The 17,766-nt window shown below is 72.2% G+C and carries 18 protein-coding genes and 1 pseudogene; 8 read left to right on the top strand and 11 right to left on the bottom strand.

Annotated features, from left to right (window positions below; all coding sequences use genetic code 11):
- Nucleotides 1-171 precede the first annotated feature (171 nt).
- Complete coding sequence (locus BGP03_RS09885; RefSeq protein WP_296367635.1) at nucleotides 172-1,722, top strand: long-chain-fatty-acid--CoA ligase; 1,551 nt, start codon at nucleotides 172-174, stop codon at nucleotides 1,720-1,722.
- A 4-nt stretch (nucleotides 1,723-1,726) separates the two neighbouring features.
- Here BGP03_RS09885 and BGP03_RS09880 read toward each other — a convergent pair whose 3' ends face one another.
- The 4 genes from BGP03_RS09880 to BGP03_RS09865 form a co-directional block, all read right to left on the bottom strand.
- Complete coding sequence (locus BGP03_RS09880; protein ID WP_298796849.1) at nucleotides 1,727-2,431, bottom strand: Sir2 family NAD-dependent protein deacetylase; 705 nt, start codon at nucleotides 2,429-2,431, stop codon at nucleotides 1,727-1,729.
- On the bottom strand, nucleotides 2,432-2,875 hold the full coding sequence (locus tag BGP03_RS09875) for an NUDIX domain-containing protein (protein ID WP_296367633.1): 444 nt from the start codon (nucleotides 2,873-2,875) through the stop codon (nucleotides 2,432-2,434).
- 218 nt (nucleotides 2,876-3,093) lie between these two features.
- Nucleotides 3,094-3,288 carry a hypothetical protein gene (locus BGP03_RS09870; RefSeq protein ID WP_296367631.1) on the bottom strand — a complete coding sequence of 65 codons (195 nt, stop codon included), beginning with the start codon at nucleotides 3,286-3,288 and terminating at the stop codon, nucleotides 3,094-3,096.
- Nucleotides 3,289-3,305: 17 nt separating this feature from the next.
- Entirely contained in the window at nucleotides 3,306-3,881 is a 576-nt protein-coding gene (locus BGP03_RS09865; protein WP_296367629.1) for a winged helix-turn-helix domain-containing protein, read from the bottom strand.
- Between the two features lie 75 nt (nucleotides 3,882-3,956).
- Here BGP03_RS09865 and BGP03_RS09860 point away from each other — a divergent pair, with 75 nt between their 5' ends.
- From BGP03_RS09860 to BGP03_RS09850, 3 genes are all read left to right on the top strand, one after another.
- A complete protein-coding gene (locus BGP03_RS09860; protein ID WP_296367627.1) occupies nucleotides 3,957-4,781 on the top strand; it encodes a DUF427 domain-containing protein in 825 nt (274 codons plus the stop codon).
- Between the two features lie 38 nt (nucleotides 4,782-4,819).
- Nucleotides 4,820-5,851 (top strand): LLM class F420-dependent oxidoreductase, encoded by a 1,032-nt coding sequence (locus BGP03_RS09855; protein ID WP_296367625.1) that lies wholly within the window; start codon nucleotides 4,820-4,822, stop codon nucleotides 5,849-5,851.
- Between the two features lie 86 nt (nucleotides 5,852-5,937).
- Nucleotides 5,938-6,711: a hypothetical protein gene (locus BGP03_RS09850; protein WP_296367623.1), complete on the top strand. Its 774-nt coding sequence runs from the start codon at nucleotides 5,938-5,940 to the stop codon at nucleotides 6,709-6,711.
- A gap of 73 nt (nucleotides 6,712-6,784) precedes the next feature.
- On the opposite strand, the gene BGP03_RS09845 is transcribed toward BGP03_RS09850, so the two are convergent.
- Nucleotides 6,785-7,240, bottom strand: a complete 456-nt coding sequence (locus tag BGP03_RS09845) for a nuclear transport factor 2 family protein (protein ID WP_296367968.1) — start codon at nucleotides 7,238-7,240, stop codon at nucleotides 6,785-6,787.
- Nucleotides 7,241-7,377: 137 nt separating this feature from the next.
- On the opposite strand from BGP03_RS09845, the gene BGP03_RS09840 reads away from it, so the two are divergent.
- The 4 genes and pseudogenes from BGP03_RS09840 to BGP03_RS35835 all read left to right on the top strand — a co-directional run bounded on the left by BGP03_RS09840 (nucleotide 7,378) and on the right by BGP03_RS35835 (nucleotide 13,222).
- Nucleotides 7,378-11,124 (top strand): multifunctional oxoglutarate decarboxylase/oxoglutarate dehydrogenase thiamine pyrophosphate-binding subunit/dihydrolipoyllysine-residue succinyltransferase subunit, encoded by a 3,747-nt coding sequence (locus BGP03_RS09840; RefSeq protein WP_296367621.1) that lies wholly within the window; start codon nucleotides 7,378-7,380, stop codon nucleotides 11,122-11,124.
- Nucleotides 11,125-11,130: 6 nt separating this feature from the next.
- On the top strand, nucleotides 11,131-11,307 hold the full coding sequence (locus tag BGP03_RS09835; protein ID WP_296367619.1) for a DUF6104 family protein: 177 nt from the start codon (nucleotides 11,131-11,133) through the stop codon (nucleotides 11,305-11,307).
- Nucleotides 11,308-11,391: 84 nt separating this feature from the next.
- Nucleotides 11,392-11,595: pseudogene (locus tag BGP03_RS09830) on the top strand (hypothetical protein); the annotation flags it as partial.
- 82 nt (nucleotides 11,596-11,677) lie between these two features.
- Complete coding sequence (locus BGP03_RS35835) at nucleotides 11,678-13,222, top strand: NlpC/P60 family protein (RefSeq protein ID WP_363093495.1); 1,545 nt, start codon at nucleotides 11,678-11,680, stop codon at nucleotides 13,220-13,222.
- Nucleotides 13,223-13,249: 27 nt separating this feature from the next.
- Here BGP03_RS35835 and BGP03_RS09820 read toward each other — a convergent pair whose 3' ends face one another.
- The 6 genes from BGP03_RS09820 to BGP03_RS09795 all read right to left on the bottom strand — a co-directional run bounded on the left by BGP03_RS09820 (nucleotide 13,250) and on the right by BGP03_RS09795 (nucleotide 17,719).
- Nucleotides 13,250-13,603 carry a hypothetical protein gene (locus BGP03_RS09820; RefSeq protein ID WP_296367618.1) on the bottom strand — a complete coding sequence of 118 codons (354 nt, stop codon included), beginning with the start codon at nucleotides 13,601-13,603 and terminating at the stop codon, nucleotides 13,250-13,252.
- The gene (locus BGP03_RS09815) at nucleotides 13,603-16,350 is read right to left on the bottom strand and encodes an FtsK/SpoIIIE domain-containing protein (protein ID WP_298796844.1); all 2,748 of its coding nucleotides are present in this window, start codon (nucleotides 16,348-16,350) and stop codon (nucleotides 13,603-13,605) included. Before BGP03_RS09815 ends, BGP03_RS09820 begins: the two co-directional genes overlap by 1 nt.
- A gap of 4 nt (nucleotides 16,351-16,354) precedes the next feature.
- Complete coding sequence (locus BGP03_RS09810; protein WP_296367613.1) at nucleotides 16,355-16,609, bottom strand: hypothetical protein; 255 nt, start codon at nucleotides 16,607-16,609, stop codon at nucleotides 16,355-16,357.
- Nucleotides 16,606-16,866 (bottom strand): hypothetical protein, encoded by a 261-nt coding sequence (locus BGP03_RS09805; protein ID WP_296367612.1) that lies wholly within the window; start codon nucleotides 16,864-16,866, stop codon nucleotides 16,606-16,608. Before BGP03_RS09805 ends, BGP03_RS09810 begins: the two co-directional genes overlap by 4 nt.
- A 210-nt stretch (nucleotides 16,867-17,076) precedes the next feature.
- A complete protein-coding gene (locus BGP03_RS09800) occupies nucleotides 17,077-17,505 on the bottom strand; it encodes a type II toxin-antitoxin system VapC family toxin (RefSeq protein ID WP_296367610.1) in 429 nt (142 codons plus the stop codon).
- The gene (locus tag BGP03_RS09795) at nucleotides 17,486-17,719 is read right to left on the bottom strand and encodes an AbrB/MazE/SpoVT family DNA-binding domain-containing protein (protein ID WP_296367608.1); all 234 of its coding nucleotides are present in this window, start codon (nucleotides 17,717-17,719) and stop codon (nucleotides 17,486-17,488) included. Before BGP03_RS09795 ends, BGP03_RS09800 begins: the two co-directional genes overlap by 20 nt.
- Nucleotides 17,720-17,766 lie beyond the last annotated feature (47 nt).

The following is a 17,766-nucleotide window of genomic DNA, read 5'->3' as shown; positions in this document are numbered from 1 at the left end:
AGCGGTGGGCGCATGCCGGGGAGCGGCGCGGGGCTGGGCGGCTCACCGTAGCCAATCCCCGAACGGGACGGGGGGACCGGGTGGACACGATCCGCCCGCGTCGAGGGCTACGCACGGCGGATCGTCTGTGTTTAGGCTCCTGCTTCTCGACGCCGAGCCCGGGAGACGCGCATGACCAGCACCGCCGCCGATTTCACCTCGATCGTGGCACGCTGGGAGGCCGAGCGTCCCGACGCCGTGGCCACCAGCCACGCCGGGACGACGCGGACCTGGGCCGAGCTGGCCCGGCGGGTGCGGCAGGTCGCCGCGGCGCTGCGGGCCGACGGGATCGGGCCCGGCGACCGGGTGGCCGTGCTCGACCTCAACCACCCCTCGTGCCTGGAGATCACGCTGGCGTGCGCCCAGATCGGCGCGGCCAACGCCGTGGTCAACTTCCGGCTGGCCCCGCCCGAGATCGTCTACGTCATCAACGACGCGCGGGCGCGGATCCTGTTCGTCGGCCCGGAGTTCGCCCGGGCGGCGGCCGCGATCCGCGAGAAGCTGACCGACGTCGAGCGGGTGATCGCGGTACCCGCGGAGTACGAGGACTGGCTCGCCGCCCACGAGCCCGACCCCGACGTCCATCCGTCCGCGCCCGACGACTGTTTCGTGCAGCTCTACACGTCGGGTACCACGGGCTTCCCCAAGGGCGCGATGCTGACCCACCGGGGGATGTTCGCCCACGCCACCAACGTGATGGCCGACTTCTCGATGACGTCCGACGCGGTCGTGCAGGTGGCGATGCCCCTGTTCCACGTCGGCGGCATGAGCTACTCGTTGCTGGCCGTCACCGCGGGCGCCCGGATGGAGATGATGCGGCTGCCGGACCCGGCCGCGATCCTCGAGATGTTCGAGCGCGACCGCGTCACCCACACCTTCCTCGTGCCCGCGCTGATGGGCGCGATGGCGCAGGTGCCCGGCGCGGCCGACCGCGACTACTCGTCGCTGGTGGCGCTGTCCTACGGCGCGTCGCCGATGCCGCTGCCGGTGATGCGCGCGTCGATGAAGCTGTTCCCCGGCGTGATGCACCAGGTCTACGGGATGACGGAGGCGTGCGGCGTCGTCAGCTCGCTGGGGCCGGAGGACCACGACGACCCCGCCGTCGCGCACCGCCTGGTGTCGGCGGGCACGCCGATCCACGGCGTCGAGATCGAGGTGCGCGACCCCGCCACCGGCGAACCGGTGCCCACCGGCGAGGCGGGCGAGATCTGGGTGCGCACCGACCAGCTGATGAGCGGCTACTGGGACAAGCCCGAGGCGAGCGCCGCCGCCATCACCGCGGACGGTTGGCTGCGCAGCGGCGACGGCGGCCACATGGACGCCGACGGCTACGTCTACGTCACCGACCGGATCAAGGACATGATCATCAGCGGCGGGGAGAACATCTATCCCGCCGAGATCGAGCGGGTGCTGGCCGAGCACCCGACGGTGGGTGACGTGGCGGTGATCGGGGTGCCCGATGAGCGGTGGGGCGAGGTGCCGAAGGCGGTGGTCGTGGCCGCGCCCGGGGCGACGGTGGACCCCGACGCCCTCCTGGCCTACTGCCGCGAGAACCTGGCCGGCTTCAAGTGCCCCAAGAGCGTGGACGTCCTGGACGAGCTGCCGAGGAACCCCACCGGGAAGATCCTGAAGAAGGACCTGAGGGCCCCGTTCTGGGAGGGGCGCACCCGCACGGTGGTCTGACCGGTCACCCGGCCCATTCCGCGAGCACCTGCTGCGCGTCGCCGGTGACCTGGTGGTGGAACGCCGGGCCGGGATCGCCCGGCACCGGATCGATGTTGATCACGGTGGCGCCGGCGGCGCGGGCCATCGGCGCCAACCAGGACGCGGGGGCCACCCGGCCGGACGTGCCGACGGCCAGGAACAGGTCGGCCGACACCGCCGCGTGCTGGGCGGCGGCGAGGGCGGCCTCGTCGAGCGACTCGCCGAACAGCACGACGGACGGGCGGACGAGCTCGCCGCAGCGGGGGCAGCGCGGCCGGGGGTCGCCCGACGCCCGGGCCGCCTCGACGGCCGGCCCGTTCCAGGGGCAGAGCAGGCAGCGGGCCCGGCCGGCGGAGCCGTGGATCTCGATCGTGTCGTGGGACCCCGCGGTGTGGTGCAGCCCGTCGACGTTCTGGGTGATCACCTGCGCCTGCACGACCGCGAGCGCCCGGTGGGCCGGCGTGGGCCCGGCCTCCTGCGCCTGCTCGTGCATGCCGCCCCAGACCTGCCACATGAGGTCGATGTTGCCGGGCACGTACTCGGCGTGCATGGCCCGCTCGACGTCGGGCGCGATCGTCCACAGCCCGTCGGGCCCGCGGAAGGTGCCGAGCCCCGCGGCCACGCTGATCCCGGCGCCGGTCAGTGCGACGACATTGTCGAAGTCCGCCCGCGGCGGCAGCTGCTCCACTCAGAAACCGTACGTCGTGATGGCCGGCGTCGTGCCCGCCCGGAGGTGCTCCAGCACGAAGCGCTCGTGCGGCACGACGGGCTCGGGCAGCGCGTCGAGGGGGAACCAGCCCAGGTCGGCGGCCTTGGCGGTCTCCCGTAGGCGGGGCTCGCCCGTCCAGGTGCGGGTGGTGAAGAAGAAGTCGACGCGCTCGTCGATCGCCTGCCCGTTGGCGTGGGTGCGGTGCATGGTGGTGAGCGGCGCGAGGTCGGTGGGCACCACGCCGATCTCCTCCCCGGCCTCCCGTACGGCGGCGGCCAGCACGGACTCCCCGTGCTCGACGTGACCGGCGGCCGCCGCGGCCCAGTGCCCGTCGCGGTAGCCGGTGTTCTGCCGCAGCTGCAGCAGCACCTCGTCGTCGCGCAGGAGGAAGACGTAGGCGGCGGGGACGACCTGGAAGCGCACCGCCCGACCCTAGGCCGTGCGCGGAAATCGGTGCCGGGGCACTGATATCCGCGCACGACCCCTCTCCGAGCGTCGCATGATCATCGAAAGCTGGAACCGGGCCACAGGACGCGGTGCCTGGCGGCCGCGCGTGCGAGATCGCCGCACTGAGCATCCATGATCGCCGCCGGCCGAGCGGGAGCACCCGGCGCGGGGCCGGGAGGTGCGACTGATCGCGATCAGGTGCCCGGGAGGAACGAGGGGGGCCAGGCGGCGGGGCGGGGGCGGGCGGCCCACCAGAGCCGGCAGTACAGGCGGACGGGCAGCGCCGGGCGGCGGTCCCGACGGCCCAGCTCGCGGGCCAGCCGGTGGGCGTCGGCCGCGGCCCGCAGGTCGGCGGCGTGCAGGTGGGCGAGGTACAGGTGCGGATCCATGGCAGATCCTTCCGGACTCAGTCGAGCGGACGGGTGAGCCAGCTGGTGAGGTGGAGGCGCACCGGGCGCGAGCCCTCGGGGCGCAGGGACGGATCGGCGATCCGGTCGCGGTAGCGCGCGCAGATCGCCTCGTACTCGGCGGCGACCTCGGCGAACTCCGCGGCGGTGAGATACGGCGTGGTGGACCACGATCCGGCCGAGCGGCGCCACTCCTCCGGCTCCCGGCTGGCGCGGCGGATGAACTCCTTGTGCTGGGCGGCGTGGTGGTCGATGACGACCTCGCTGAGGGCCTCGACCGCCAGCTGGCCCTCGTCGTCCATGTCCTCCATGTCGAAGCTGTGGTGCAGCGACACGAGCTTCCACGGCTTCTCCCGCCCCTCCCCACCCGCGGCCGGCTCCACGAACCCGTACTTCGCGAGCATCCCGAGGTGGTAGGAGCAGCTGGCCACGCTCTCGCCGGTGATCTCGGCACACCGCGTGGCGGTGGCCGCCAGCTCGACGCCCAGCAGATCGACGATCGCCACCCGCGTCGGGTGGGACAGCGCGCGCAACGCCTTGGGCTCGGTGATCCGCCCGGGCAGGTTCTCCGTCACGCGAATCAACATACCTTGCGCAAGAAACCTTTCGCAAGACTTCTTGATATAGCCGGACGCGAGGATCCTCGCGACATGGCGATCCGGATCTCCGCACTGCTCGCGGCCACCCTGGACGACCTCCGCTCCGAACCCGTGGAGAAGCGGATCCGCGTCGTCCACGGCGGACACCCGATCGCCGACACGACCGCGGCGGTGCTGGTGTGGGAGCCGCAGCGCGTCGTGCCCCAGTACGCCGTGCCCGTGGCCGACCTGCTCACCGAGCTGCGCGTGGCGGCCCCGGACGACGGCGACCGGAGCGGGCCGGCAGCCGCCGAAGTCGGCCCGGGTGGCCGCGCCGTCCTCACCCCCGCCACCGGCTTCGGCGTGCACACCGCCGACGGCGTCGTGCACAGCGTGGGGCCGGTCGGGTCGGCGTTCCGGCTCGCGGATCCCGCTCTGCACGACCACGTGGTGCTGGACTTCGCCGCGTTCGACACGTGGCTCGAGGAGGACGAGGAGATCGTCAGCCACCCGCGCGACCCGTTCCACCGCGTCGACGTCCGGCGCAGCTCGCGCCACGTCCGCATCGAGCTCGACGGCCACGTCCTCGCCGACAGCACCCGGCCGTCGCTGGTGTTCGAGACCAACCTCCCGATGCGCTACTACCTGCCGCCCGAGGACGTCGACGCCGCGCTGCTGCGACCGAGCGCCACCACCACGGCGTGCGCGTACAAGGGCGTGGCGTCCTATCGCAGCATCGCGCTGCCCGATCGCACGGTGCCCGACCTGGCCTGGACCTACCCCTCCCCGTTGCCCGACGCCGTCCAGCTGACCGACCTGCTCTGCTTCTTCACCGAACGCGTCGACCTCGTCCTCGACGGCGTCCACCACGACCGGACCGTCAGCATGTTCTCGTGAGCTTGACTGGCCAGTAACTTGTGCGTTAGACCCAGCGCATGAAGCTCTCGACCCAGCTCCAGTACGGCGACGACCCGATCCGCAACGCCGAGGCGGTGGTCGCCCTGGAGCAGGCCGGCCTCGACGTGGTGTGGGTCGCGGAGGCCTACAGCTACGACGCCGTCTCCCTCATGGGCTACCTCGCCGCGAAGACCGAGCGCGTCGAGATCGGCTCGGGCATCCTGCCGCTCTACAGTCGCACGCCCACCCTGACGGCCATGACGGCGGCCGGCCTGGACGCCCTGTCCGACGGCCGGATGATCCTCGGCCTCGGCGCGTCGGGTCCGCAGGTCATCGAGGGCTTCCACGGCGTGCCCTACGACAAGCCCGTCGCCCGCACCCGCGAGATCATCGACATCTGCCGCCAGGTGTGGCGCCGCGAGAAGATCCAGCACGAGGGCCTCTACAACATCCCGCTGCCCGCGGGCGAGGGCACCGGCCTGGGCAAGCCGCTGAAGCTGATCAACCACCCGAAGCGCTCGGACATCCCGATCTGGGTGGCCGCGCTGGGCGACAAGAACCTCGAGATGACCGCCGAGCTGGCGAACGGCTGGCTGCCCCACGCGGTGATGCCCGAGACGATGAAGGAGACCTTCGGCCCCGCGCTGGAGGCCGGCTTCGCCAAGCGCGCGCCGGAGCTCGGCCCGCTGCAGATCACCGGCGGCGGCATCCTCGCGCTCGAGGAGGAGATGTGGGAGCCGGCCCGCCAGCTGGCCAGGGCCATGTACGCGCTCTACATCGGCGGCATGGGCGCGCGGGGCAAGAACTTCTACAACACGGTGTTCCAGCGCCAGGGCTACGTCGACGAGGCCAAGCTCGTGCAGGACCTCTACCTCGACGGCAGGAAGGACGAGGCGGCCGCCGCGCTGCCGTCGGACTTCATCGACCGGGTGACGCTGATCGGCCCCGCCGGTCACGTCAAGGAGCGCATCGCGGCACTGCGGGAGGCGGGCATCACCCACCTGCACGTGAACCCGGTGGGCAGTGACGCCCCGAAGCTGATCTCGCAGGTGAAGGAGTGGATCGTGTAGCAACCGCACCCCGGAGCCGGTGACGGATGGTCACCACCGCACACTGTGAGGTGACCAGTCCGCCGCCCCCCGGAGTGGAGTGTCCGTTGCCCGACCTCGCCATCGAGGCGTCAGACCGGCCGTTGCGGTCCGACCAGTACGTGTTCGTCGAGACCCACGCCTGGTGGATGGGCACGTTCGGACGGCACAGCCACCTCACCGAGCACCGCCTCCGGCAGTGGGTGCCGGCGCGCGCCGACCGGGAGTGGGTGCTGGACCGCGAGCTCACCGGTGCGCAGGAGTGGCTGCTCGGCTCGGCCGAGGAGGCCGCCGACGAGGGCTTCGACCTCCGCGACGTCGCGCCGGTGGGCCGCTTCCGCGCCGTGCACGGCAGGTTCAACGACTCCGACGAGGCCTTCTGCGGCGTGTCCACCGACGCACCGCGCGGCAACTGGCAGGCCCCCACGCGCGAGTTCTTCGCCCGCCTCCCCCGCGACCCCGCGGCCCTGCACGAGCGCCTGCTCGGCGAGAACGCGGGCAACTGGTTCGGTCCCTTCACCGCGGGGGTCACGGTGCTGCGCACCTGCCTGGTGCCCGCCGACCTGCGCTCCGCGCTCTACCTGGCGATGGCCCGGCTCCCGGGCGTCAGCGCCGTCGAGGGCGTCGAGAACGTCGACGGTCGGCAGTGTCTGGCCCTGGTGCACGACATCGGACGCACCCGCACCGAGCTGATGATCTCCCCGACCGACGGCCAGTTCGCCGGCGAGCGCGACACCCTGCGCATCGACTCCCGCTGCGGTCTACCGGCCGGCACGGTGATCAGCTCCACCGCGGTGCGCACGGCAGTGGCCGACACCGAGGGTCACATCCCGCTCCCCTGACTCACGCTTGCAGGCGATGTGGTGCGTTCGCGCGCGAAACCGCGCGCGAGGACGCAGAATCGCCTGCAAGGCGCTACTGCAGCGGCTGCTCCGGGCCCGCCTCCCCGCGCTTGCCGAAGATCCGCCGCTCGGACTCGTCGATCTTCACGTCGTTGATGCTGGCCTCCCGACGGCGCATGTAGCCCTCGTCGTCGAACTCCCACAGCTCGTTGCCGTAGGAGCGCCACCACTGGCCGTCGACGTCGTGGCTCTCGTACTGGAAGCGCACGGCGATGCGGTTGCCCTCAAAGGCCCAGAGGTCCTTGCGCAGGGCGTAGTCCAGCTCGCGGTCCCACTTGCCCTTGAGGAACGCGGCGATCTCGGCGCGCCCCCGCACGAACTGGTCGCGGTTGCGCCAGACGGAGTCCTCCGAGTAGGCCCCGGCCACCTTCTCCGGGTCGCGGGTGTTCCAGGCGTCCTCGGCGGCCTGCACCTTCGTGCGGGCACCCGCCTCGTCGAACGGGGGCAACGGTGGACGGGTCACGGCCATCTCCTCAGGTAGTTGATCTGTGCAGGCGGTCATTGTGACAGCGTCCGAACGGCGTGTCCGAGCCGATGTCGGGAGGACTAACCTGAACGCCAGTCAGCGGCGAACGACGATGCGATCCGATCAAGGCGGTCCACAGCGTGTCCAGCAGCAGTACCTCGAGCACAGCCGACCAGTTCGGTCCCAACGAGTGGCTCGTCGAGGAGATGTACCAGCGCTTCCTGGACGATCCATCGGCTGTCGACCCGGCGTGGCACGAGTTCTTCGCCGACTACCGCCCCGCCGAGACGCCCGGTGAGGTGGCCACCACCAGCAGCAACGGGGTGGCGCCCGCGCCGGTGCCGCAGGCGGAGCCGGCCGAGCCCACCGAGAAGCAGCGCACCGCCGACCGCGCGGCCATGACGCCGCCGTCGTCGGCCACCAACGGGGCCGCCCCCAAGACGAGCCCGCCCGCCGTCTCCGCCACTCCGGCCAAGCCGGCCGCCGGGTCCACCACGCAGGCGGCCAAGCCGGCTCCCGTCGGCAGCGACGGCGAGTCCACCCCGCTGCGCGGCGCCGCGTCCGCCGTGGTCAAGAACATGAACGCGTCGCTGCAGGTGCCCACGGCCACGAGCGTGCGCGCCGTGCCGGCGAAGCTGCTGGCCGACAACCGCGTCGTCATCAACAACCAGCTCAAGCGCACCCGCGGCGGCAAGATCTCCTTCACCCACCTCATCGGCTTCGCCGTGGTGCAGGCGATGGCCGACTTCCCCACGATGAACCGGCACTTCGTCGAGGTCGACGGCAAGCCCACCGTCGTCCAGCCCGAGCACGTCAACCTGGGGCTGGCCATCGACCTGCCCGGCAGGAACGGGCAGCGCAGCCTCGTCGTCGTCTCGATCAAGGGCTGCGAGGCGATGAACTTCGCCCAGTTCTGGTCGGCCTACGAGGACATCGTCCGCAAAGCCCGCAACGGCGCGCTCACCGGTGAGGACTTCGCCGGCACCACCGTCAGCCTCACCAACCCGGGCACGCTCGGCACCAACCACTCGGTGCCGCGCCTGATGCAGGGCCAGGGCACCATCGTCGGTGTCGGCGCGATGGAGTACCCGGCGGAGTTCCAGGGCGCCAGCGAGGAGCGGCTCGCCCAGATCGGCATCAGCAAGATCATCACGCTGACCTCCACCTACGACCACCGCATCATCCAGGGTGCCGAGTCCGGCGACTTCCTGCGCCGCGTCCACCAGCTCCTGCTGGGCGAGGACGGCTTCTACGACGGCATCTTCCGCTCGCTGCGGGTGCCCTACGAGCCCATCCGCTGGGTGCAGGACATCCCCGAGGGCGAGGTCGACAAGACCGCCCGCGTCATCGAGCTGATCGACGCCTACCGCACCCGCGGCCACCTGATGGCCGACACCGACCCGCTCAACTACCGCCAGCGCCGCCACCCCGACCTGGACGTCCTCACCCACGGCCTCACGCTGTGGGACCTCGACCGCGAGTTCGCCGTCGGCGGCTTCGGCGGCAAGCAGCGCATGAAGATGCGCGACGTGCTGGGTCTGTTGCGCGACTCCTACTGCCGCACCATCGGCACCGAGTACATGCACATCGCCGAGCCCGAGCAGCGCAACTGGCTGCAGGAGCGCATCGAGGTGCCGCACCAGAAGCCCAACCCCGCCGAGCAGAAGTACGTGCTGAGCAAGCTCAACGCGGCCGAGGCGTTCGAGACGTTCCTGCAGACCAAGTACGTCGGGCAGAAGCGGTTCTCGCTCGAGGGCGGCGAGACCGTCATCCCGCTGATGGACGCCGTGCTGGACAAGGCCGCCGAGTACGAGCTCGACGAGGTCGTCATCGGCATGCCGCACCGCGGCCGGCTCAACGTGCTCGCCAACATCGTCGGCAAGCCGATCAGCCAGATCTTCCGCGAGTTCGAGGGCAACCTCGACCCCGGCCAGGCCCACGGCTCCGGCGACGTCAAGTACCACCTGGGCGCCGAGGGCAAGTACTTCCGGATGTTCGGCGACGGCGAGACGGTGGTGTCCCTGGCGTCCAACCCCTCTCACCTCGAAGCCGTGGACCCGGTGCTCGAGGGCATCGTCCGCGCCAAGCAGGACCTGCTCGACAAGGGCCACGACAACGGCTACACGGTGCTGCCGCTGATGATGCACGGTGACGCCGCGTTCGCCGGCCAGGGCGTGGTGGCCGAGACGCTGAACCTCGCGCTGCTGCGCGGCTACCGCACCGGCGGCACGGTGCACGTCGTGGTCAACAACCAGGTCGGCTTCACTACCGCCCCGGAGCACTCGCGCTCCTCCCAGTACTGCACCGACGTGGCCAAGATGATCGGCGCGCCGGTCTTCCACGTGAACGGCGACGACCCCGAGGCGTGCGTCTGGGTGGCCAAGCTGGCCGTCGAGTACCGCGAGCGCTGGCACAACGACGTCGTCATCGACATGATCTGCTACCGCCGCCGCGGCCACAACGAGGGCGACGACCCCTCGATGACCCAGCCGTCGATGTACGACGTGATCGACGCCAAGCGCAGCGTCCGCAAGATCTACACCGAGTCGCTGATCGGCCGCGGCGACATCACGATGGAGGAGGCCGAGCACGCGCTCAAGGACTTCTCCAACCAGCTCGAGCACGTGTTCAACGAGGTCCGCGAGCTGGAGAAGACCCCTCCGCGGATCAGCCCCTCGGTCGAGTACGAGCAGAGCGTGCCCACCGACCTCGACACGTCCGTGCCGCTCGAGGTCATCCAGCGCATCGGCGACGCCCACGTCGAGCTGCCCGAGGGCTTCACCGTCCACCAGCGCGTCAAGCCGGTGCTGGAGCGGCGGCTCAAGATGTCGCGCGAGGGCGGCGTCGACTGGGCGTTCGGGGAGCTGCTGGCGCTGGGCTCGCTCGTGATGGACGGCAAGCTCGTCCGGCTCTCGGGGCAGGACACCCGCCGCGGCACCTTCGTGCAGCGGCACTCCGTGGTGATCGACCGGAAGACCGGCGAGGAGTACTTCCCGTTGCGCAACCTGTCGGAGACCCAGGAGCGCTTCCTGCCCTACGACTCGGCGCTCTCGGAGTTCGCGGCCGTCGGCTTCGAGTACGGCTACTCCGTGGCCAACCCCGACGCGTTCGTGGCCTGGGAGGCCCAGTTCGGCGACTTCGTCAACGGCGCGCAGTCGATCATCGACGAGTTCATCTCGTCCGGTGAGGCGAAGTGGGGCCAGACCTCCGACGTCGCCCTGCTGCTGCCCCACGGACTGGAGGGCCAGGGCCCCGACCACAGCTCGGGCCGCATCGAGCGGTTCCTGCAGCTGTGTGCGGAGGGCTCGATGACGGTCGCGCTGCCGTCGGAGCCGGCCAACTACTTCCACCTGCTGCGCCGCCACGCCATGGACGGCGTGCGCCGCCCGCTGGTGGTGTTCACGCCGAAGTGGATGCTGCGCGCCAAGCAGGTCGTCAGCCCGCTGGCCGACTTCACCGGCGGCCGGTTCCGCTCGGTCATCGACGACCCGCAGTTCCGCGAGACCGACGGCCCGGCGGCCGGCGTCCGCAGGGTCCTGCTGTGCAGCGGCAAGATCTACTGGGAGCTGGCGGCGGCGCGCGAGAAGCAGGGCGGCATCAGCGACACGGCCATCGTGCGCATCGAGCAGCTCTACCCGCTGGCCGAGCGCCAGATCGCCGCGGCTCTGGACCGCTACCCCAACGCGGAGGACATCCGCTGGGTCCAGGAGGAGCCGGCCAACCAGGGCGCGTGGCCGTTCCTCGGCCTGGCCCTGCCGGAGAAGCTCCCCCGCCTCGTCGGGATCAAGCGCATCTCGCGGCGCCGCATGGCCGCACCCGCGGCCGGCTCGTCGAAGGTGCACGAGGTGGAGCAGGCGGCGCTGATCGCCGCGGCGTTCGAGGACTGAGCGCCCGTGTACTTCACCGACCGCGGTATCGAGGAGCTCGTCGAGCGCCGGGGGGAGGAGCAGGTCGCCGTCGAGTGGCTGGCCGACCGCCTGCGCGTCTTCGTGGACCTCAACCCGTCCTTCGAGGACGCCGTGGAGCGGCTGGCGTCGTTCCTGGCCAGGGACGACGCCGACCTGGAGTGACGTGGCCGCCCCGCTCCCGGTCGCCTCGGCGTCCGACCGCTCCGGCGGCCCCGCCGACGCCGGCACGCCGGCCCGACCGGGCACCTCGGCGTGGCGGCCGGTCCGGACGCGGGCTTCGCCATCGTCAGCACCGTCCGCGGCGGGAAGGCCACCTCGTCCCCGGGGTTCGCGACGCTGGAGGTCGGCGGCCGCCACGCGCTCGACGAGGTGGATCTGCTCACCGGCGCGACGGACCGGGTCGGCGGTCTCTCCGGCGGCGTCTCCGACATCGCGATCGCCCTGAGGTAGCCCCCGTCGGGAGTTGGCAAACAAGATCCCGCAGGGCACGATCGGCCATCACGGCGTCGAGCAGTGGCAAGGGGAGCGGTAGGTGACCAGTGGACGGCGGATACCCCCGTATCTGCGTCCCTCGATCGTGGCCCTGACCCTGGGTGTCATCACGGTGGGTGCCGTTCCGGCTGCGGCTGCGTTCGGCGCACCCGCGGCCGTCACCACGGCCGACGCGACCACCGCCCCGAAGGTCCACGCGCCGTTCGCGGTCGGCACCACCGGCGCCCCGGCCACCTCCACCACCCCGATCGCGACGAGCAACCAGGCGTTGTCGCCGGTCGCGTTCGTGACCACCACCGCCCCGCCCGGATCGGCGGCCGCCGAGGCCATCGAGTTCGCGCTGGCCCAGCGCGGGCTGCCCTACGTGTGGGGCGGCGACGGGCCTCAGAAGGGCGAAGCCGGCTTCGACTGCTCCGGCCTCACCACCGCCGCCTACGCCTACGCGGGCATCACGCTGCCGCGCACGGCCCACACCCAGTACTACGCGGGCCCGCACGTGCCCGACACCGCCGAGCTGCAGCCGGGCGACCTGGTGTTCTACGGCGTCCCGACCCGTGTGCACCACGTGGGGCTCTACATCGGTGGCGGTCGCATGGTCAACGCGCCGACGTTCGGCAAGCCCGTCCAGCTGGCGTACGTGCGCTACCAGGGCGACGACTACCTCGGCGCCACCCGCCCGGCCGCGGGCAAGGACGCCACCGGGCTGATCCCCACCGACAAGCTGCCGGTGACGGTGCCGCCCACGCCCTCGCTCAGCGCGCCGCACGGCCCCGGCGACTTCCCCGCCCCGCCTGCGCCCGATCCCGCGCCCGACCGGATCCAGGGCCCGGCCACCCCGCAGGATATGCAGAACGCGGCAGCGGGGTCGCCCGAGCAGCAGCAGGTGGTCGGCAGCATCCCGGTCCCGCCGGTCACCAGCTCCCCGGTGACCCCGCCTGCGACGCTCCCTCCGGTCATCACGACGCTGACGGTTCCGCCGACCACCCCGCCCGTCACGACGCCTCCGGTGACGACCCCGCCGGTGACCACACCCCCTGTGACGACTCCTCCGGTGACGACTCCTCCGGTGACGACTCCTCCGGTGACGACTCCTCCGGTGACGACTCCTCCGGTCACCACACCGCCGGTCACCACCCCGCCGGTCACCACACCGCCGGTCACCACCCCGCCCACCGCGACGCCGCCGGTCACCACACCGCCCCCGGCCGCGAAGGCCCCCACCGGCCTCGTCCTGCCGGGCGGCACCCTCACGCTGACCCGGGCGGCCGACGACGCCGACGGCGTGCCCGCAGCGCCCGCCTCGGCGAGCCGGGGTTCGCTCGGCTGGCACCCCGGCGCCGGCGACGCGTGGACGGCGGCGGTCACCCTGAACTCCGCGGTGGCCACCGGCTCGTTGACGGCCGACGCCACCGTCGTCGTCACGGGTCCGGGCGGGGCGAGGACCACGCTCACCGTCGCGTCGGTGCGCACCGTCGACGCCGCCACGGTGAACTCGCTCTCCCGCACGACCGGCAAGGGCCCACGGGTGGTGCTGATGCAGACCGACGCGGCGACGGGCCAGGTGCTGGTGATCACCGCGACCTGATCGCGGCCCCAGGGCGGCGGAATCGGCTCAGGAGCGGCGCAGCCGCCGCCCCTGCACCTCGGAGCGCAGCTCGGCCGCCCGCTGTTCCACGGCGGCGAGCAGCGTGTCGAGATCCGACGCCTTCGCCCAGGGGTCGGGCTTCGGGAACGGCCGCATCGTGATCCACGACTCCACCCAGAGGGCGTCCAGAGCACTCTCCCAGGCCAGCTCCACACACAGGCGCGCCAGCAGGTGCCGGTCGCTGGCCTCGCGCAGCTGCCAGCCCAGCGCCTTGACCCTCTTGTCGAGCTCCTTGACGCGCTCGGCGTTGAGGTCGGCGCGGGCGTCGAGCCCCCCGGTGACCTCGGCGATCCGGGCCTTGTAGCGGCGCGCGGCGTCCATCAGTCCTTCTCCTCCGCCGACGCCGGGACGATGACCACCTCGGGCGCGGAGTGCTGGCTGCGGTCGAAGAAGAACCCACGGCCGGGCCGGGGCGACCACGTGACCAGCATCCCGGGCAGCAGCGACTGCAGCTCGGTCCCCTGGACGTCCAACGCCACCCACGCGCCCAGGTCGTCCACCGCCGCCCCCATCATCAGCAGGGTCTTCAGCCGGGGCACGCTGCGCCACCAGCCCAGCACGTGCACCCCGACCTCCGGGCCGAAGTGGATGATCTTCCGCAGCGCCTCGGTGCCGGTGCGGTCCAGGGCCGTGTCCGCGGCGTCGGCGGCGTAGACCACCAGCACCAGCGGCGCGCGCTCGTTGCCGGCCAGCCGCGCGGTCACCTCTGCCGCGATCGCCTCCACCCGGGCGCGGAAGCCGTCGAGCCGGACGATCTCGGCGGCGCCGCGGAAGGCGCACTGCAGCCGTTCGGCCGCCGTCACCGCCTCGGCGACGAGCGGCGCCAGGACGATCGCGCCGTGGGCGGCCTCGAAGGCCGACGGTTCCCCGGAGTCCTCGCGGCTCACGAGCGAGGCCGCTGCCGCGTCGAGCACCCGCACGGCGTCGCGGGTGCCGGCCCCGAACACTCCCAGGTTGCGCCCGGGCACCGCCGACAACCCGACGGTGGCGGCGGTCCCCGAGAAGTCGATCTTCTGGCCGACCCGCACGCGCAGCCCGTGCACCGTGGCGCCGTCGACCAGCTCGTCCATCTTCGGCGCGCGGTTGCCGTCGAACAGCCGCGGCCTCGACTTCTTGTCGCCGTACTTCTTGTGCAGGTCCTGCTGCACCTTGTCCAACGTGCCCTTCACGCTCGCGTTCGGCAGGCGGATGATCTCGTTGCCGTGCCGCATGCCCGACTCGTGGTTGAGCACCGCGTGCCAGCGGGGCAGGTCCATCGCGGCATCGTTCTGCTCGTGGAGCACCCGGCGGGCACGCGGCAGCGCGACCCGCAGCACGAACTGCTCGAAGATCGCGGGGCGACCCCAGAACGCCTCGATCCCCGACACGTCCTGGCTCGCGAGCACCAGGTGGATGCCCTGCGACCGCCCGCGTCGCGCGACGTCCTCCAGCAGGCCGATCGCGGCCCGCGTGACGGCGTCCTTCTCGGCGAACAGGTACTGGAACTCGTCGATCACCGCGACGATCCGCGGCAGTGCCTCCACACCGTCCTCGTCACGGAGCTCCTCGAGCTTCGTGACCTCGTGCTCCTTCGCCAGGGCCGCGCGGCGGCGCATCTCGTCCGCGAGGTGCTGCAGCAGGGCGAGGCCGAACTCGCGGTCGGTGTTGATGTTGATGCCGATCAGCCGCGCCTGCGGCAGCCACGTCTCGCTCCGCCGCCCCGGGGCGAACTGGGCGAACGACACGCCCTCCTTGAAGTCGAGCAGATGCAGCTCGAGCTCCCCCGGCGGGTACCGCGTGGTGAGCGCGGCGATCATCGCGAGCAGGAAGTTGGTCTTGCCCGAGCCGCTCGGACCGCCGACCAGGGCGTGCGGCGACGCGTCGCCGAGCGTCATCGGCACCGGGTGCCCGTCGGTGAAGCCGATGGGGAAGTGCAGCCCCTTCGCCGACGACTCCGTTCCGACCTTGTCCGGCCGGACCAGCAGGTCGTCGAAGGTGCCGAGCCTGCTGCGCAGCTCCTCGTGCGCGCCCGCGATCGCGTGACAGGCCTCGGTGACCTCGGCCGGGGGCAGTACGGGGTCCAGCTCGACCGCCACGTACTTCTGCGTCATCGACGTCCGCACCGCGTCCTGCCGGCCGATGTCCACCGTCTCGACCGACGCACCGACGGCGATCGGCACGTCCACCGTCACGAGCTGGACGCCGCAGGCCAGGCCGCCGCTCGCCACGCGCTGGAGCTGGCGCTGGTCGTCGTCCCGCAGCGGCTGGCGGTTGCCGACCAGCACCGCCACCACCCACGGCTCGGTGCGCTCACCGGTGATGTCCTGCATGGCGCGCAACGACGGGTGCCCGTCGACGAGGACGCGGGTGTGGACGCGGCGGATCCGGTCCGACAGGTCCTCCAGCAGGCGTTCGAGACCGCTCGGGTCGTGCACGGTGAGCAGGCCGGTGCGGGTGAGCGGGTGCAGGCCGGGCAGCGGTCCGGTGAGCTGCCCGACGTCCCACACGTGGACGTGGACGCAGCCGGGCCGGAACGTGCTCATGATCCGCATCACCAGGCCCTCCACGAGCGCGATGGCGGCCGCCCGCTCGTCGGGACCGGCGCTGACCTGCAGGTGCGCGTCGTCCAGAAGGGGCACGGCCACGGGGAACGGCGGCGCCGACACGCCGAGGCGGCCGGCGCCGACCCGCCACAGCTCGGGGGCGTCGTCGGTCAGCGCGATGTCGCCGACCTTGCCCAGCCAGCCCTGCCCGGCCTCCCCCGCCGCTCCGGGCGCGGCCCGGGCGACGAGCTCGTCGAGGTCGGGCAGCGCGGTGTCGGCCGGGCGGGTGGAGGCGGCCCGGTCCTCGTCGATGGCACGGACGACGTGGGCCAGGCCGGGGCTGTGCAGCAGCGCCCGGAGCTCGGGGTCGGTCTCGGCCGCGTCCAGCCCGCGCTGGCGCAGCCACAGCTCCGCGAGCGCGTCGAGATGGGCCCGGCGGGCCGTCTCGCGGGCCGCGTCCGAGGCTCCGGACGCCGCCGCGATGGCGTCGCACAGGGCGTCGTAGGCCGCCCGGATGCGCCGGCGGCGGCCGATGAACGGGATCACCGGGTCAGATCCTCGCGCCGATGTCGGCCACGAGCTGTGCGCCGGACCCGATGAGGCCCAGCCCGTCCTGCAGCCGCTCGACCGCCCGCACCAGCTCGGGCGGAGGCAGCGGCTCGGAGTGCTTCTCGCCCAGCACGGAGAGCACCCCCACGGCGTCGTCGATGTTCGTGCGGGCGGCGCCCGCGTGCTGCTGGGCGCTGGTGAGCAGCTCGAGGACGGCGTAGAGGGTGGCCCGGACCTCGTCGAGCGAACCGGTCACAGCCGGCTCGCGACGCCCTCGGCGGCCTGGATGGCGGCAGCGACGGCCTGCTGCACCTCGACGATGCTGCCGACGGCCTGGGCCAGCAGCCCGTTGGCCTCGGAGACGTCGGCCTGCGCGCTGCCCTCCGAGACCCGCAGCATCATGCCCTGGGCCTGTTCCAGTGCCGAGTGCGCCTGCTGGAGGGCACCGAGGCTCTCGGAGGCCTTGTCGTTGGCCACCGCGATCCCGGCCCGGACCTCTTCGAAACTCGCCATCTGCTGATACTCCCGCGATCGCCTTCACCACGCACCGTGCACGAGAAACCTAGCGTCCAGTGCACCCCAGCTCCGCCCGGTGTGCCACTCAGCCCGATCTGATGAATTTCGTTACTTTCGTCCCGGACATCCGGACGCGACGAGGGCAACGAGCTCGGGGAGCGGTACGGCGACCGGGCCCGCCTGCTGTTCCTGGTCGGCCCTCCCGACTCATCCGACGAGAACGACGTCCACGTCCAACGCACGGTAGGTGCCGAGAGCCCGACGGTCGCGGGTGACCAGCGGGACGCCCACCGCGACGGCGGTGGCTCCGACGAGTGCGTCGTACACCGAGCCGCCGCTGATCCCCGTCTCGGAGAGGCGACCGAGCAGGGCGCCGGCGGCGTCGGGCGGCAGGAAGCGGGTGTGCGGGAAGTTGCGGGCGAGAAGCCGGGCGACCGCTTCGGGCGTCGGACGCGCCGGTGGTGGCAGGCGGGTCAGCACGGAATAGGTCTCGAACGCGGCGTGGCCCGCGAGACCGATCCGCCGGCCCTCCACCACCGCACGGCAGGGGGCGCGACCCGGGTGGTCCTCGGAGCTCAGCGCGACCGCCACGCTGGTGTCGACCAGGAACTCCGGATCAGCGCTGGTCGGCGTCACGGAGGGCCTGGACGTCGACGTCGGTCAGCGGGGTGCCGGAGGCCGGGACCAGCAGCCAGCCGTCCTCCTCGACGAGATGGTCGTCGGCGACCGGTCGCACACGCAGGTCCGCACCATCGGCCTCGATGTCGACCTCCCCGGGCGTCAGCCCCAGCCGGTCGCGCAGCTGCTTCGGGATGACCAGCCTGCCCGCCGCATCGATGGTCGTCCGCATACCACAACGCTACCATCGGACTGCCGTCGATCTTCATGTGACGACCG

The organism is Pseudonocardia sp. 73-21, assembly GCF_001899645.1.
Lineage (GTDB): Bacteria > Actinomycetota > Actinomycetes > Mycobacteriales > Pseudonocardiaceae > Pseudonocardia.
This window is presented reverse-complemented; position numbering and strand designations above follow the sequence as displayed.